Genomic DNA, 16,392 nt, shown 5'->3' with positions numbered 1-16,392 from the left:
TGAAAAACCCTTAAAAAATCCCATTTATTCAATAGCTTGTTGCGAGAGCCTTTGCGCTAGGCGCATGGCTTGTTTCATGGCATAAATAGCTCCATCAGCGCCTGATCTTGCGCCGCTGATTCGGGACATCCTCGAAGGCATCACATGACAGAACCAGCCCGGCAAACCATCGCCGACACTGAGCATTCCATTCCGGTCGAGTACGGCGCGGAATCGATCCGGGTCTTGAAGGGCCTCGATGCCGTGCGCAAGCGGCCGGGCATGTATATCGGCGACACCGATGACGGCTCGGGCCTGCATCACATGGTCTATGAAGTCGTCGACAACGCCATCGACGAGGCGCTTGCCGGCCACGCCACCGCGGTGGAAGTGGTGCTCAACGCCGACAATTCCGTGACCGTGCGCGACGATGGCCGCGGCATTCCGGTCGACATTCACAAGGGCGAGGGCATTTCCGCGGCCGAGGTCATCATGACCCAGCTCCACGCCGGCGGAAAGTTCGACCAGAATTCCTACAAGGTCTCCGGCGGTCTGCATGGCGTCGGCGTCTCCGTCGTCAACGCGCTGTCGAGCAAATTGCAGCTTCGGGTCTGGCGCGACGGCAAGGAGCATTTCGTCGAGTTTGCCCATGGCGACGCGGTAGCGCCGCTGAAGGTGGTCGGCGAGTCCCATGGCAAGCGCGGCACCGAGGTGACATTCCTCGCCTCCCCCGAGACCTTCAAGAACATCGACTACGATTTCGCCACCCTCGAGCATCGTTTGCGCGAGCTCGCCTTCCTCAATTCCGGCGTTCATATCGTGCTGTCCGACATGCGCCACGCGGTCGAGAAGCGCGAGGAGATGCATTACGACGGTGGCGTCGAGGAATTCGTCAAATATCTCGACCGCAACAAGAAGGCGATCGTGCCCGCTCCGATCATGGTCCGTTCGGAATTGAACGGCATCGGCGTCGAGGCGGCGCTGTGGTGGAACGACAGCTATCATGAGAACGTGCTGTGCTTCACCAACAACATCCCGCAGCGCGACGGCGGCACCCATCTCGCCGGCTTCCGCGGCGCGCTGACGCGCCAGGTCAACGGCTATGCGGAAGCGAACGCCAAGAAGGAAAAGATCGCGCTGACCGGCGATGACTGCCGCGAAGGTCTTACCGCGGTGCTGTCGGTGAAAGTGCCCGATCCGAAGTTTTCGTCGCAGACCAAGGACAAGCTGGTGTCCTCGGAAGTGCGTCCCGTGGTCGAGAACGTGCTCAACGAGGCGCTGGCGGCGTGGTTCGAGGAGCATCCGGCCGAGGCCAAGGTGATCGTCGGCAAGGTGATCCAGGCCGCCGCCGCGCGCGAAGCCGCCCGCAAGGCGCGCGAACTGACCCGCAAGAATCCGCTGAGCGTTTCCTCGCTGCCCGGCAAGCTCGCCGACTGCCAGGAAAAGGACCCCGCGAAATCGGAACTGTTCATCGTCGAGGGCGACTCGGCCGGCGGCAGCGCCAAGATGGGCCGCAACCGCGAATTCCAGGCGGTGCTGCCGCTGCGCGGCAAGATCCTCAATGTCGAGCGCGTCCGCACCGACAAGATGCTGTCCAGCGAGCAGATCGGCACGCTGATCACGGCGCTTGGAACCGGCATCAGTGATGATTTCAGCGCCGACAAGCTGCGCTACCACAAGATCATCGTGATGACCGACGCCGACGTCGACGGCGCCCATATCCGCACGCTGTTGCTGACCTTCTTCTATCGGCAGATGCGCGAGCTGATCGACCGCGGCCACCTCTATATTGCCCAGCCGCCGCTCTACAAGGTGGCGCGCGGCAAGTCCGAACAATACCTGAAGGACGAGCGGGCGCTGGAAGACTATCTGATCTCGACCGGCCTCGACGACTGTGTCTTCAGGCTGGCATCCGGCGAAGAGCGCAGCGGCCGCGACCTCAAGGAGCTGGTCGAGGATGCCCGCATCATCCGCGGCATATTGAACAATCTGCACGGCCGCTATAACCGCAAGGTGGTCGAACAGGCGGCCATCGCCGGGGTGCTGAACCCGCGCGTTACCGCCGACATTGCCACCGCCAACGCCGCCGCGGACTACATCGCGCGCCGGCTCGACGTGCTGGCCGATGAGGTCGAGCGCGGCTGGATCGGACGTTTCACCGAGGGCGACGGCTTCTTCTTCGAGCGCACCGTGCGCGGCGTCAAGGATGTCGCCATGATCGATGATGCGCTGCTCGGCTCGGTCGATGCGCGCAAGCTCGACGATTACGCCGTCAAGCTCCAGGAAGCCTATCCGAAACCGGGCCTGCTGCGCCGCAAGGACACTGAAACCCCGATTCACGGCCCGATCGACCTGTTCGAGGCGGTGACGGACGCCGGCCGCAAGGGCGTGACGCTGCAACGCTACAAAGGTCTCGGCGAGATGAATCCGGGCCAGCTCTGGGAGACCACGCTGGACATCGACGCGCGCTCGCTGTTGCAGGTGAAGATCAAGGAGGTCGATGAGGCCGACGACATCTTCACCAAGCTGATGGGCGACGTGGTCGAGCCGCGGCGCGAATTCATCCAGGACAACTCGCTCAGCGCCACCATCGACATCTAAGGCGTGGTGAAGCCACATGCCGCCGGTCCAATATGTCGTTGAAGGCGGCCATCGGTTAACCGGCACCATCGAGCCGTCCGGCAACAAGAATGCGGCGCTGCCGATCATCGCCGCAGCACTGCTCACCGAACATCCGGTGACGCTGGAAAACGTGCCGCGGATTCGCGACACCGAAACGCTGGTCGAACTGGTCCGCTCCGTCGGCGCGTCCGCCGAATGGCAGAGCCGCAACACGCTCGCGATCCATGCCAAGGAAATCCGGGCCACCGATCTCGACCCCGAATTATGCGCGCGGATCCGCGCCTCGATCCTGCTGGCCGGACCGTTGCTCGCCCGCTGCGGCGAAGTCACGCTGCCGCCGCCCGGCGGCGACGTGATCGGACGCCGGCGCCTCGATACGCATTTTCTGGCGTTCGAGCAGCTCGGCGCCACCGTGACGACGACCCACCGGCTTGAATTTCGGGCTTCGCGTCTCAAGGGCGCGGACGTCTTCCTCGACGAACCAAGCGTGACCGCCACTGAAAACGCGCTGGTCGCGGCGGTGGCGGCGCATGGCACGACCTATCTGCGCAACGCCGCATCCGAACCGCATGTGCAGGATCTCGCACATTTCCTGGTCGCGATCGGCGCCCGCATCGAAGGCATCGGCACCAACACCATGATCGTACACGGCCCGGCGACGCTGGGCCCGGCGCGCTATGCGATCGGCCCCGACCATATCGAGGTCGGCTCGCTGATCGGGCTCGCCGCGGTGACACGATCGCCTTTGCGGATCGCGCGCGCCGGCGTCGAACATCTGCGCTCGATCCGGATGGGATTTGAGCGGCTCGGCATCGTCTGTGGCGTCGAAGGCGATGATCTCGTCGTGCCTTCGGGCCAGGCGATGAAGATCAAGGACGATTTCGGCGGCCATGTGCCGAAGCTGGAAGACCAGCCCTGGCCAGCCTTCCCCGCCGACCTGATGTCGATCGCGATCGTGACCGCGAGCCAGTGCGACGGCGTGATCCTGATGTTCGAGAAGATGTTCGAGTCGCGGATGTTCTTCGTCGACAAGCTGATCTCGATGGGCGCGCGCATCGTGCTGTGCGATCCGCACCGCGCGATCGTGGCGGGGCCAAGCCGCCTTCACGCCGCCTCGATGATATCGCCCGATATCCGCGCCGGCATGGCGATGCTGCTGGCCGCGGTATGTGCCGAAGGCACCAGCACCATCAACAATGCCGACCAGATCGAGCGCGGCTATGAGCGGATCGATGAACGCCTCAACGCGCTCGGCGCGAAAATCACCCGCGTGCCGGAGCGTGGCTGACCGGCAGGAAAGCGGATCGCTCCCATTGCCGGCAACCGGTGAAGCCGGATGGACCGATGATTTGCCGGATGCAGCAGCCATTAAACACGACCGTCATTCCGGGGCGCGCTATAGCGCGAACCCGGAATCCATATATGGCCCGATGGATTCCTGGTTCAGCCCTGCGGGCTGCCCCGGAATGACGGTGGGAGGAGGCGGCGGCACCCGCAAAACGGCCCGACGGGCAAATCACCAAAAGTCTGGCCAGCCCTTTTGCAGAAAATATTCCGCTTCCCGCCGTGGCCAAATCACCGCTTTAACTCCGCGTGTCTCACCGCGGATGAGGGGCGGCTCGCGATCGTCACGAACGTTGCGGTGGAATGCGGTGGACGCGGCAGCGGCGAGAGACGAACGCTGTTGTTGCGGACGGCGAAGTCGTGTGGTCCTGACGCCCCGACGCTGGCGTCAAATTCGCGAAGACGCGTTGCCGCGTCTCGCGGGTGATGGTGACAATAAAGCCCGGTCGCCAGGGAGAGCACGAAGGAAACCGTTAAAACCATTGCGCAGGGAAGGCCGGGCTGTCCCGGTGTACCTGTGGTGACGAACTCGTGTGCTTTTTACCTTTTGCACGCGAGGCTGCGGGTGCAACGGGCACCCGGCCTTCCCCGCGCCCTCCCTTGAGGGTCGCGCTGCGCCCTCTGTTTTTTCGAGGGGCATTCTTGATGCATCACTCGGGCAGTTCACGCGCCGCGGGAACGTGAAGCCATGACTGCCGTCCTGTTGCGGCCCAGGCTAGAGCGTTTTTGAGTGAAGTGGATACCGGTTCGCGCGAAGAAAACGCGTCAAAACAAGAATCAATAGCTTTGGTTCTGATTCAATCCGAACCAAGCTCTTGATAAGCAAAGGGCGGCAGACCGCTTGCTGGGATGCTATAGCGTTATAAGTTCTGGCTGGATTGATCCGCTCGCCGGCAAACAGGCTTTTTGACCATGAAGGTCCGCGAGGTTGCACCCGATATCGATACCGGCGCACTGCTCTCCGGCGCGCAATTCGCCGACGCTTTCCGCATTGAAACGCAGCGCGAAATCCGCGACGCGCGTCAGGCCGCGGAGCGGATGACGGAGCGCTCGCCGCGATGGATCGAAGTTCTGATGTCGCTCCGCAATCTTCTGGTCGCCCCGTTTGGCTTGAAAACATCGGGCGAGGGCGAATGGCCGTCCCGCGAGATGATCGGGATATTTCCGGTCCTCCGCGAAACACCGGATCGCCTTGTCGCAGGCTTCAACGACAAGCATCTGGATTTTCGCCTGGTGGTGGACGTCGCCTCTTCCGGCTCCGGCCAACACGTTACCGCGACGACGCTGGTCAGGACGCATAACCGGCTCGGCCGCGTCTATCTCGCAATCATCCTGCCCTTTCACCGCCTGATCGTTGCCGCCATGCTGCAAAAGGCGGCGGCTTGAAACCCATATTGGTCAACGTGCTAGAAATGCAGAAGCCATACGGTGCCGGGCCGCATGATGGCCGCAAGAGATCGAGCTATCGACGTACACGGGTGGCCGCAAATCAATCGAGAGCGACATGGTGAGAAGTCTGGAACTTGGGCTGGATACGTTCGGCGATGTGACGACCGGGATTGATGGCCATCCCCTGCCTCATGCCCAGGTGATCCGAAACGTCATCGACGAGGCTGTCCTCGCCGATCAATTGGGCATCGACTTTTTCGGCGTCGGCGAACATCACCGGACCGACTTCGCGGTGTCCGCGCCGGAAGTCGTGCTGGCTGCAATTGCGGGGCGCACGAAACGAATTCGTCTGGGCTCGGCGGTGACGGTGCTCAGTTCGGACGATCCCATCCGGGTGTTCCAGCGGTTTGCAACGCTGGACGCCGCATCGGGCGGGCGTGCCGAAGTCATTCTCGGCCGCGGATCCTTCACGGAATCCTTTCCGCTGTTTGGATTCGAGCTCAGCGATTATGAGCGGCTTTTCGAGGAAAAACTCGACCTGTTCGCGGCCCTGATCGCGCAGGAGCCCGTCACCTGGCAAGGCACGACGCGGCCGCCCCTGGTCGATCAGCGCGTGTTCCCGCCGGTCGAGACCGGACATCTCAAGACCTGGATCGGCGTTGGCGGCAGCCCGGAATCCGTGGTGCGCGCGGTCCGGTACGACATGCCGCTGATGCTTGCCATCATCGGCGGCGATCCGAACCGCTTCCAGCCTTATGTCGATCTCTATCGCCGCGCCTATGGTCAGATCGGTCGACCGGTGCAGCCGATCGGCGTGCATTCGCCGGGCTATGTCGCGGACAGCGACGAACAGGCGCACGAAGAACTCTGGCCGGATTACAAGCGGATGCGTGACCGGATCGGCGCCGAACGCGGCTGGCCGCCGATGCAGCAGGCCGAATTCGATCGGGAGGCGGCCCACGGCTCCCTGTATGTCGGCTCGCCGCAGACAGTGGCGCGCAAGATCGTATCGACCGTGCGCGCGCTCGGGATTTCGCGGTTCGACATGAAGTATAGCGCCGGCGGGCTGCCCCACGAAAAGCTCATGCGCAGCATCGAGCTTTACGGGACCAAGGTGATTCCGCTGGTTCGCGAATTGCTGGCCGGCTCAGCGTAGCTGAGCCAGAATTCCGGCGATGTCGCCCATGCCCCAATGTTCGCGAAGCCGGCCATCCTTCACGGTGAATATATCGCATGAAGTGAATTTCAGCCGGCGATGGGTCGGCGCGACGCCCAGATAGGCTCCGTCATGCGTGCCGGTATAGACGAAACTCGCGGCGATCCGGTCGCCGGTTACGATCGCCGTTTCGACGGCGACCTGCAGGTCGGACATGCCCGCCAGCCGCGCGGCAAAGAAATCGACCGACGCCTGCTTAGGGGATTTTCCCGCGGCCGGCGCAGGAGCCGCCGCGCTGAACTGGTGGTTGACATAATCCTCCGAGAACAGATCAGCGAAGGCCCCGATGTCGTGCGCGCTCAACGTGGCGGCGAAGCGATCCGGCAAGGATTGCGTCGCGCCGTTCTGGGCGAGCGCGGCTGTGGAAACGGCGCCGGCGGCCGTTACCGCCCCGGCGATCAGGAATTTGCGTCGTTGCATGGTTGCCTCCGTCATCGGCATTTGCTGGAATTCCGCCTGACCATTACATCAGTTCGCGACCGGCGCCAGTCTCGAGCCCTGCCGCATGGAAAGCAGGGGTCTGACCCGCAACCGGCGAAGTTGACGGCGCTCCGCGAGCGCCGTACCAAAATCGCATAGGGAACGCATAAGAACGAACGAGGCAATGCATGGCCCATGAAACCGCAACGCTCGCCGCTTACGTCGCCGATCTGAAATTCGAGGACATCCCGGCGCAGGTGCTGGAGCGCGCCAAGGTGCTGACGCTCGACTTCCTCGGCAGCGCGATCCGGGCGCGGCGGGATGCGGAATCCACACCGTCGCTGCTCAACATGCTCGAAGCGCTCGCGCTCGACGGCAAGGGCTCCTCCACCGTGTTCGGCGATGACAAGACCTGGACGCCTGCGGTCGCAGCCCTGCTCAACGGCGCGCTCGGCCATTCGCTGGATTTCGACGATACCCACGCCGATTCCTCGCTGCATCCGAGCGCGCCGGTGGTGCCGGCCGCGTTCGCGGTCGGCGAAATGGTCGGCGCATCGGGCCGCGACGTGCTGACCGCGATCGTGGCCGGTTATGAAGTCTGCTGCCGACTCGGCAACGCGCTCGACCCGACCTCGCATTACGCGCGCGGCTTTCACCCCACCGCGACCGCGGGCACCTATGGCGCCGCCGCCGCCGCCGCAAAACTGTTCGGCCTCCCAAAAGACCGGATCGTCGCGGCGTTCGGCGTCTCCGGCAGCCAGGCCGCGGGCTCGCTGCAATTCCTGGTCAACGGCGCCTGGAACAAGCGCTATCAGGTCGGCGCCGCCGCCATGAACGGCGTGATCGCGGCGACGCTGGCGCGCAACGATTTCGTCGGCGCGATCGAATCGGTCGAGGGCAAGCATGGCCTTCTGGTCGGCTATAGCGACAATGCGCATCCCGGCAAGGCCGTGGCCGGGCTCGGCGACATCTATGAAACCATGAAGATCGGCGTAAAGCCCTATCCGAGCTGCCGCTATACCCATGCCGCGCTCGATGCGCTGATCGCGATGCGCCGCGAGCACAATCTGACGCCGGACCAGATCAAGCGCGTCGAGATCGGCCTGCACCGCAACGGCATCACGCTCACCGGCGACGCCGCCACCAAGCGGCATCCGACCTCGATCGTCGGCGGCCAGTTCTCGATGTTCTTCACCGGCGCGGTCGCGCTCGATCAGGGCCGCTTCGGCTGGGACGATTACGACAAGCTCGGCGATGCCGCGGTCGACGCGCTGGCCGACAAGTTCGACGTGGTGCAGGACGACCGGCTCGAAATCGGCCGCAGCCATCCGTTCGGCGCCCGCGTCAGCATCGTAACCGACGACGGCGTGCATGAGCGGATTTACGCCGACCCGTCCGGCGAGCCGAATTCCTTTCCGGACGCGCAGGCGATGCAGCAGAAATTCCTCACCCTCGCCCGCCCGGTGCTGAGCGGCCGCGCCGAGCAATTCGCAAGCGCGATCCTGTCGCTGGAGCGGTTCGACCGCGTCGAGAAGGCCACACAGCTTGGCCGGCAATAGGACGCTAAACGGCAGTTATTTCGCACTCGCCGCGTCGCTGATGGCGCGCAGCAGCGCCAATAGCGCCGCATTGAGCGGCGTCGCGACATGAAGCCGTTGACCGGCCGCGACGACGGCGCCGGTCAGGGCTTCGACTTCGAGCGACCGCCCCGCCAGCCGATCGAAATACATCGAGGTGCCGGCTTCGGGAGGATAGGTGAGCAGCGTCGCCAGGGTTCGCTGCGATTCGTCCTCGGCCAGATGCGCCCCGTCGGCGCGCGCCACCGCCACGGCCTCGTCGAGGATCGCGACACACAACGCCTTGATGTCGTCGCGCCGGAACACTGCCTGCCGCTGCAAGGTGAGCGCCGTGACGGGATTGGCGATGGCGTTGATCAGCAGCTTGCGCCACGCCAATGTCGGAAAATCGTCGCTGGTCAGAACGCGCAGCGCCGTACCTTCGAGCAGTCGCGCAAACGCGCGGCCATCGGCATCGTCCGGCACGGCGAGGTCATGTTCCGCGACCTGGCGCAGGCGGACTTGGTCATGACCGAGCCGCTCGCCATTATAATAGACGATGGCCGGAACGATACCCGCGCCACCGGCCAGAGGCGCGACCCGCGCGACATGATCGATCCCGTTCTGCAAGACCGCAACCCGCGTCGCCGAATCGCACAGCCGCGCCAGCCACGGCGCGGTCAACGGCGTCTGCTGGACCTTGGTGCAGAGCAGAACCCAATCGACGCGCGATGCCTGCGCCGGGTCCGTCAGCGCGCGCAACGGCACCTCGACGCTTCCTGCCGATTGTTCAAGCACCAGCCGCTCGATCGGATGCCGGACGCAGGCGACGACGTCATGCCGATCGGCAATGCGCAGGCATCCCGCCGCGACACCCCCGATGCTTCCAAGGCCAATGACAGCAACGGTGGAACGGTCCTTCTGGGATGGGGGCAGGGTCATGACCTCGACATATTGACTGAAATTGCGTGCTCAGATGGGGCGGGTTCCGGCGAAAGCGCCGGCTTTATACACGTGCTTACCGCCATCGTCGCAGGGTGTACAAGCGGCGGGCTTCGCCGCTCCGGCAACGCAGGGCGTGCTGACGGATCTTGCCGCGGCGGCGAATGGAGGCTTGAGCGCGCCCAGACAATTGCTGCTATGATTGCCGCAAAACTCACGGAGTTTCCTCATGAGCTGGCTTCCCTCCAACGATCCCATCCTCGGCGATCCCCGCTCCTGCGATGCGCTGGAACTGGTCATCGTGCCGCGCACCCGTGACCTCGGCGACGGCTTCGAGGTGCGCCGCGCGCTGCCGCATGGCAAGCGCCAGATGGTCGGCCCTTTCATCTTTTTCGACCATTTCGGTCCGGTGCAGTTCATCGCCGGCAAGGGCATGGACGTACGCCCGCATCCGCATATCGGGCTCGCCACCGTCACCTATCTGTTCGACGGCAGCATCATGCACCGCGACAGCGAGGGCAACATCCAGGAAATCCAGCCCGGCGCGATGAACCTGATGACGGCCGGGCGCGGCATCGCCCATTCGGAGCGCACCCCCGACGTACAGCGGCGCGACGGGCAGAAGATGCTCGGCCTGCAAAGCTGGATCGCGCTGCCGCAAGCCTCGGAGGAGATCGCACCTTCGTTCCAGCATTATTCGGCCGGGAGCCTGCCCACCGTCAAGGAACGCGGCTTCACCGCGCGCATTATCGCCGGCAGCGGATTTGGCGTAAAATCGCCGGTCACGATGGTGTCGCCCTGGTTCTACACCGAGGTCACGGCCGAGCAGGGCGTCAGCCTGCCGCTCGATCCCGATCATGAGGAACGCGCGATCTATGTGGTCGACGGCGAAGTCGAGATCGCCAATGAACGCTATGAATCGCCGCGCCTTCTGATCTTCCGGCCCGGCGACCGCATCACCGTGAAGACGCTGAAACCGACCCGGATGATGTTTCTCGGCGGCGACGCGCTCGAGGGTCCGCGCCATATCTGGTGGAATTTCGTCTCCTCCAGCAAGGAACGGATCGAGCAGGCCAAACAGGACTGGAAAACCGGTCATTTCGCACCCGTTCCCAACGAACACGAGTTCATTCCGCTGCCGGAGTAGGTTATCCCCTCTCTCCCCGGCCACCGCTCGCGCCCAGCGCGGGGGTGCCTTCTGTTGAAAGCCTGACTGATGACCACCATGCTCGCCAGCGACCTTCCCTTGCCCCGGATCGGACGCGGCAAGGTCCGCGATATCTACGCCGTCGGCGACGATCGCGTCCTGCTGCTGACGACCGACCGCATCAGCGCCTTCGACGTGGTGATGGCCGAGACGATCCCGATGAAAGGCGCGGTGCTGACCCAGATCAGCGCCTGGTGGTTCGGACAACTCGAAGGCGTGGTGCCGCACCACATGATCAGCGCCGACGCCGACGCCATCATCAAGGAAGTGCCGGCGCTGCAGGGCCATCGCGATGAACTCGCCGGGCGCGCGATGCTGTGCCGGCGCACCACCGTCTTCCCGATCGAATGCGTGATCCGCGGCTATCTGTCGGGCTCGGCCTGGAAAGAATATGCCGCCCAAGGCACGCTGGCGGGCGAGAAGCTGCCCTCCGGCCTGCTTGAAAGTGCAAAGCTCGAGCCCGCGATCTTCAGCCCGGCGACCAAGGCCGAGACCGGGCATGACGAGAACATCACGATCAGCCGGATGCGCGAGCTCCTCGGCGACGAAGTGACCTATACGCTGGAGAGCATGACCCGCGCCGTCTACACGCTCGGCGAAGAGCTGGCCCGCGAGCAGGGCATCGTCATCGCCGACACCAAATTCGAGTTCGGCCGGGACGGCGACGGGCGTATCATTCTGATCGACGAAGTCATGACCCCCGACAGTTCGCGATTCTGGGCGGCGGACGTCTACAGACCCGGCCAGCCGCAACCGAGCTTCGACAAGCAGCCGCTGCGCGACTATCTCGATGGCGAGCGCCGCGCCGGACGCTGGAACGGCGAAGCCCCGCCCCCGCCATTGCCGGCCGCCGTCGTGGACGCCACCAGCAAACGCTATCTCGAGGCCTACCGGCGCATCACGGGAGCCGATCTCAAACTCGTGTAGGAGGCGCGCCCTGGCTTCGGGGCCTGTTTCGGCGAAGTCATAAAAAATACATTTTCCTCGCGGGTCGCGGTCGTCTACCACTAGAGCGTTTTCGAGCGAAGTGGATTCCGGTTTGCGTGAAGAAAACGCGTCCAAACAAAAACATAGAGCCTCGGTTCTGATCAGAACCGAAAGGCGCTGACGATCGAAGTCAGAGGCGAATGCGCGCGTGGTCAGCCAATCCGCTACCCATCAATCCGCTGCTCTCGGTCCGAAGTTGCGCACGGCGCTGAACGACATTCTCGGCGGCAGCGCCGCCAGCGTCCTCACCATCACCTTCGGATTGTCCTACTCGCTCCTGATCTTTGCCGGGCCGCTGGCGTCGAATCTGTCCTACGGCGTCGCCGCCACCTTCGTCTCATCGGCGATTCTCGGACTGGTGATCGCGCTCGGAAGCTCGTTGCCGTTTGCGATCGCCGCTCCCGACACGTCCACCGCGGCAATGACCGGAATACTGGCCTCGTCGCTGGTCGAACGCATGGCGGCGACCGATTCGTCGGCTCCGGTGCTTGGACCGGTGCTCATCACCGTCAGCCTTGCCACGATAGCGACCGGAATCACGCTTTGCGGTTTCGGCATGACGCGGATGGGACGCGCGATCCGCTATGTGCCCTACCCCGTGGTCGGCGGCTTCCTCGGCGCCACCGGCTGCCTGATCCTGCTTGGGGCCGTCCGGGTCATCACCGGATTCCGCATTCAGTTCACGGCGCTCGACCGGTTCGCCAATGTGCTGACGCTGTCCGAACTCGCGGCGGCCTGCGCGATGGCGCTGGTGCTATATTTGACATGGCACCGCACCCGCACGCCGTTCGGACTGCCGGCCATCCTGATCGGCGGGGTCATCGCCGCCCATGCCGCGTTCTGGCTCGCAGGAATCTCATTGGCACAGGCGCAGGCGGCGGGCTGGACCTTCACGCCGCCGCCGCATGTGCATTTCATGTTGCCGTGGAATGCGCATGAAACCGGTCGCTATCCCTGGTACGCGCTGCCGGATATCGCCGGCAATCTGGTCGCCGTCATTTTCGTGACGGCGTCGACCACGCTGTTCAACACCACCGGAATCGAAGTCGCGGTCCATCGCGAAGCCAATCTCGAACGCGAGCTGAACACGACCGGCCTCGCCAACGTGCTGTCGGGCGTCTTCGGAGGCTACACCGGCTGCATTTCGGTCAGCCGCTCGGTGCTCAACTTCAACAGCGGCGGCAGCGGACGCCTTTCCGGCCTGACCGCCGCCGCGATTTCCATATTGATGCTCGCCTTTGCGCCGTCGTTGCTGGGCTATATGCCGAAATTCGTGCTCGGCGGCCTGCTGATCTATCTGGGCGCGGACCAGCTTCACCGATGGATCGTGCAGTCGCGGCGGCGGCTTTCATTGTCGGAATATCTGTCGCTGCTGGCGATCATCGTCATCATCCTGCAATGGGGCTTCATCGCCGGAATCCTGATCGGCGTCGTGATCGGCTGCGCGACCTTCGCGCTGAGCGCGGCGCGCATCGATTCCATCAAATACGGTTTCGACGGCTCGGAATATCGCAGTTCGCTCGATCGCTCGCGCGACGACCTGGCGGTGCTGGCCACGCACGGCGCCGCCATCCAGGGCCTGAATTTACAGAGCTATTTGTTTTTCGGTTCGGCCAACCGGCTCTACCAGCACGTCAAGGCGCTGTTGCAGCGCCACCCCGAATGCCGCTTTCTGGTATTCGACTTCAAGCTCGTCACCGGAATCGACTCCTCGGCCGCCTATAGTTTTGCCCAGATCAAGCGAACCGCCTATGACCGCGGCATCCGGCTGGTGCTGACCCATCTTCCGCCTGCGGTGGAGAAGACCTTGCGATCGAGCGAATTCATCTCGCGCGAGGTGAGCGTCGTGCCCGAACTGGATCATGCGCTGGAATGGTGCGAGAATGAGGTGATCGCGCAGCATCAGGGCCTCGAACAGGAGGAAGCCAGCCTGCGCGACTGGTTCATCCGGCTGTTCGACACCGAGCGCGACGCCGCGGAATTGATCCGCCGCTGCCAGCGCCTCGAAGTAGCGGCGGGCGACATCATCGTTCGCGCCGGCGAGGCCGCCGATTCCATGCATTTCATTCTGGACGGACGCGTCGGCATCATGGTCCCCGCGGACGGAGACCGCACCACACGGGTGCGCAGCCTCGGCCGCTACACGACGATCGGCGAGATGGGCCTGGTCTCGCAGACGCCCCGCAGCGCGACGATCCAGGCCGAAATCGCCAGCATTCTTTACGTGCTGCGCGCCGATCAGTTCGAGGCCATCATGACCGGCGATCCGGCGCTCGGCCGCAAGCTGTTGACCTACTTTGTTTCGGTGATGGCCGAGCGCCTGACCTTCGCCAACCGCACCATCGCGGTGCTGCGGCGATAGAGCCGTTACGACTCAGAGGCGTCATGCCCACGTCCGTCGCGGAGCATCACGTCTTTCTTACTCATGCGGCCCTAAAGATATGGCCGGGACGAAGCCCGGCCATATCGAAAGAGAGATCGGAGGGGTATGCCGACACGTTAAGAGCGAGGCGGCTAACTCATTGAAAAGTCACGGCGGCGTCGGCTAAGAGTGAGTCGGATTCTTACTTTAAGACGGCGTCATTTGGTCGTTTTTGACAATAAGAACGGTCGACCTTGCTAAGCCATTGAAATCAAACCAATCTTGGTGAGCACGATGCAAGTGTCAGTCGGCGCAGCGTCCGATCTGGTCGACCGGTTTGAGGAGTTGCTGGCAACGCACTCGATCAGCGTTCCCCGCCACACCGAGACGGGCGCAGACATGCTCCCGTTCCGGTCGATCCTGGAAATGGTTCGGCAGGGGTTCGCCGGCAATCCCGACGACCTACGCAAGGAATACACGGCCGCGCTGGCAGTTCACGATTTGGCGGCCAAACTGCTGCAGGTCCGGCACCTCCCGGGCTTCGACGCCCTCATTCCGCATCTGCGTATCTTGGCAGAGGGTGCGATCCACCTGACGGAACCCCCTCCTTCCAATTCTGACGGCTACAACAAGCTGATCGAGGTTTATTGGGCGAGCCTTTGCTTGGCGGCCGGGCTTTCCGTCGAACTCGATCACCCCACGGCGTCCGACGGGCGGAATCCCGACATCATCACGTCAGCCACCGGCCGAGTTGACCGTCACGGTTATGCATTCAAGACGATCCGCTCGCAGTACCCTCAGAGCATCCTGGATCACCTGCGGAAGGGCGTCGATCAGATCGAACGGTCTAGCAGTACGGCCGGCATCGTGGCGCTCCATCTGACGCCGCGACTGCAATCGGCCGCCATCTGGCCTGAGGGAGGCTGTTTCCTCCACTGGGGACGGCCGGCCATCGCAGTGTCGGAAGCTTGCCACGCGATGCTTACTCAGATGGTCTCCGAAAACGAGCGTGGAACGATTGATGGCATCTTTCGCGGAAAGAAGACCTCAGGGGACGTCCTGTGTCTGGGCATTTGCCCCACGGTAGCGATAAGCCCGATGACGGGACGGCCGACCATGATGCCACTGAAGGTAGCGACGCTCGTCAAGATTTCGGATCTGAACCCGTTGTCCGACGCGTTTTTCGGCGAATTGGCCGGCTTGAACCACCAGATGCAGACTGTCCTAGGCTAAGCGACAGACATTTCCTTGCCGTGTTGAAGCGTTTCCGAATGTGTAGGTAGCGCACCTGTGAAAGCGCAGACACAGAAGGGAAGGGCTGAGCGAGCAGCGGCGGCGGCGACGCGAAGTGAGGCTCATTCCGCGCCGGTGGTAGAATTGATCGCTTCAGCGCGAGCTTGGAGCATTCTCATCAAGCTCGCTCTCGCCCAAGTCGTCGGCGCCAACTTCTTCCAAATTCAAAAATTTGGCCGCCCATTCTTTTTCTGCTTCATCCGGTTCGTAGGCAACTGCGTTCTTGCCATCGATGTCTCGGAGCTTCCAATAGCGATTGCGCTTTTGCGCAGTTGGGAATGCCAATTCCGCCGTGATGTAACAGATCCACACTGTCATGCGCAGGCAAGAAAGAACGGCTTCGACATCCGCGTTTCCAGGTTTGTATGGCCGGATCGGTTGGATCTCGCTGTGCGATTGGTTGATATGAACGAACGTGGTGCTCAAAAATCCCCAAAACATACCAATGATTGGCACTGCCTTCTTTGCTTGGCCAATAGAAGCCGTCGATCCGTACTTCCCTGCTTCAAAATCCTTGATTGCCTGGCCTTTAGGGTCACCCACAATGTGGATGATGGTGCTGCATATTTCGATGACCTGTCGGATCAGCACCATCGACTGTCCGGGCAATCCGTTGCGCAGCAAGATCAGTGAGGCACCGAACGTATTTAGAGCGTTGTTCAACAGTCCCGTAAGAACAGACTTGTAGTTTTCGTGAAGCCCGGTGTCCATGCGGGTGGCAACGAAAAAGAGGAAGGCCGCCTCGCTAAAGAGGACATCAGTCTCGCCTAACAGCGAGCCATAGTGTTGATCAAATGACTCCTGAACCGCGGCGGCGTCACGGACGACGAGGTTGTGTAAAAGATTGTTGGTGATAACAAACGTCGCGTTCTCGGCCTTCAGGAAGTTCGCTTGCATCAGAAGAGCATCTTTTGCGGGCGTGCTTCGGCCGGTAGCCTTGTTGGACTTTTTCTTGCGATGCTTCTTCATTGTTTTACGATTCGCAGTTGCCGGCGTCTCTCTCAGCCCAGTGCGATGCCAATGTTTCGAGAACTCTTTCCTCGATTTCGACCGACTTTGCCAGAAAATTATAACA

Annotated in this window: 12 protein-coding genes; 9 read left to right on the top strand and 3 right to left on the bottom strand. The window is 62.8% G+C overall.

Going from position 1 to position 16,392, the window contains the following annotated elements; all coding sequences use genetic code 11:
• Positions 1–144: 144 nt before the first annotated feature.
• The 4 genes from gyrB (at position 145) to HB630_RS26760 (ending at position 6,490) form a co-directional block, all read left to right on the top strand.
• Positions 145–2,580 (top strand): DNA topoisomerase (ATP-hydrolyzing) subunit B, encoded by a 2,436-nt coding sequence (gyrB, locus tag HB630_RS26775; RefSeq protein ID WP_213775725.1) that lies wholly within the window; start codon positions 145–147, stop codon positions 2,578–2,580.
• A 16-nt stretch (positions 2,581–2,596) separates the two neighbouring features.
• Complete coding sequence (murA, locus tag HB630_RS26770; RefSeq protein WP_213775724.1) at positions 2,597–3,889, top strand: UDP-N-acetylglucosamine 1-carboxyvinyltransferase; 1,293 nt, start codon at positions 2,597–2,599, stop codon at positions 3,887–3,889.
• A 968-nt stretch (positions 3,890–4,857) separates the two neighbouring features.
• Positions 4,858–5,331, top strand: coding sequence for a DUF2867 domain-containing protein (locus HB630_RS26765; protein WP_213775723.1), 474 nt, complete (start codon positions 4,858–4,860; stop codon positions 5,329–5,331).
• Positions 5,332–5,449: 118 nt separating this feature from the next.
• On the top strand, positions 5,450–6,490 hold the full coding sequence (locus HB630_RS26760; protein ID WP_213775722.1) for an LLM class flavin-dependent oxidoreductase: 1,041 nt from the start codon (positions 5,450–5,452) through the stop codon (positions 6,488–6,490).
• Here HB630_RS26760 and HB630_RS26755 read toward each other — a convergent pair.
• A complete protein-coding gene (locus HB630_RS26755) occupies positions 6,482–6,970 on the bottom strand; it encodes an ester cyclase (protein ID WP_213775721.1) in 489 nt (162 codons plus the stop codon). The two genes, HB630_RS26760 and HB630_RS26755, sit on opposite strands and share 9 nt — an antisense overlap.
• Before the next feature lie 188 nt (positions 6,971–7,158).
• Between HB630_RS26755 and HB630_RS26750 the strand changes: the two genes are divergently transcribed.
• Positions 7,159–8,529, top strand: coding sequence for an MmgE/PrpD family protein (locus tag HB630_RS26750; protein ID WP_213775720.1), 1,371 nt, complete (start codon positions 7,159–7,161; stop codon positions 8,527–8,529).
• A 15-nt stretch (positions 8,530–8,544) separates the two neighbouring features.
• On the opposite strand, the gene HB630_RS26745 is transcribed toward HB630_RS26750, so the two are convergent.
• Complete coding sequence (locus HB630_RS26745; protein ID WP_213775719.1) at positions 8,545–9,468, bottom strand: 2-dehydropantoate 2-reductase; 924 nt, start codon at positions 9,466–9,468, stop codon at positions 8,545–8,547.
• Positions 9,469–9,697: 229 nt separating this feature from the next.
• On the opposite strand from HB630_RS26745, the gene HB630_RS26740 reads away from it, so the two are divergent.
• From HB630_RS26740 to HB630_RS26725, 4 genes are all read left to right on the top strand, one after another.
• A complete protein-coding gene (locus HB630_RS26740; RefSeq protein WP_213775718.1) occupies positions 9,698–10,615 on the top strand; it encodes a pirin family protein in 918 nt (305 codons plus the stop codon).
• Between the two features lie 69 nt (positions 10,616–10,684).
• Positions 10,685–11,602 (top strand): phosphoribosylaminoimidazolesuccinocarboxamide synthase, encoded by a 918-nt coding sequence (locus tag HB630_RS26735; RefSeq protein ID WP_213775717.1) that lies wholly within the window; start codon positions 10,685–10,687, stop codon positions 11,600–11,602.
• Between the two features lie 208 nt (positions 11,603–11,810).
• Positions 11,811–14,024: a SulP family inorganic anion transporter gene (locus HB630_RS26730; RefSeq protein ID WP_213775716.1), complete on the top strand. Its 2,214-nt coding sequence runs from the start codon at positions 11,811–11,813 to the stop codon at positions 14,022–14,024.
• 294 nt (positions 14,025–14,318) lie between these two features.
• On the top strand, positions 14,319–15,257 hold the full coding sequence (locus tag HB630_RS26725; RefSeq protein ID WP_213775715.1) for a hypothetical protein: 939 nt from the start codon (positions 14,319–14,321) through the stop codon (positions 15,255–15,257).
• Between the two features lie 153 nt (positions 15,258–15,410).
• On the opposite strand, the gene HB630_RS26720 is transcribed toward HB630_RS26725, so the two are convergent.
• Positions 15,411–16,286 (bottom strand): DUF5677 domain-containing protein, encoded by an 876-nt coding sequence (locus tag HB630_RS26720; protein ID WP_213775714.1) that lies wholly within the window; start codon positions 16,284–16,286, stop codon positions 15,411–15,413.
• Between the last annotated feature and the right edge of the window lie 106 nt (positions 16,287–16,392).

It is taken from the genome of Bradyrhizobium sp. dw_78 (assembly GCF_018449525.1).
In the GTDB taxonomy this organism is placed as follows: domain Bacteria; phylum Pseudomonadota; class Alphaproteobacteria; order Rhizobiales; family Xanthobacteraceae; genus Bradyrhizobium.
This window is presented reverse-complemented; position numbering and strand designations above follow the sequence as displayed.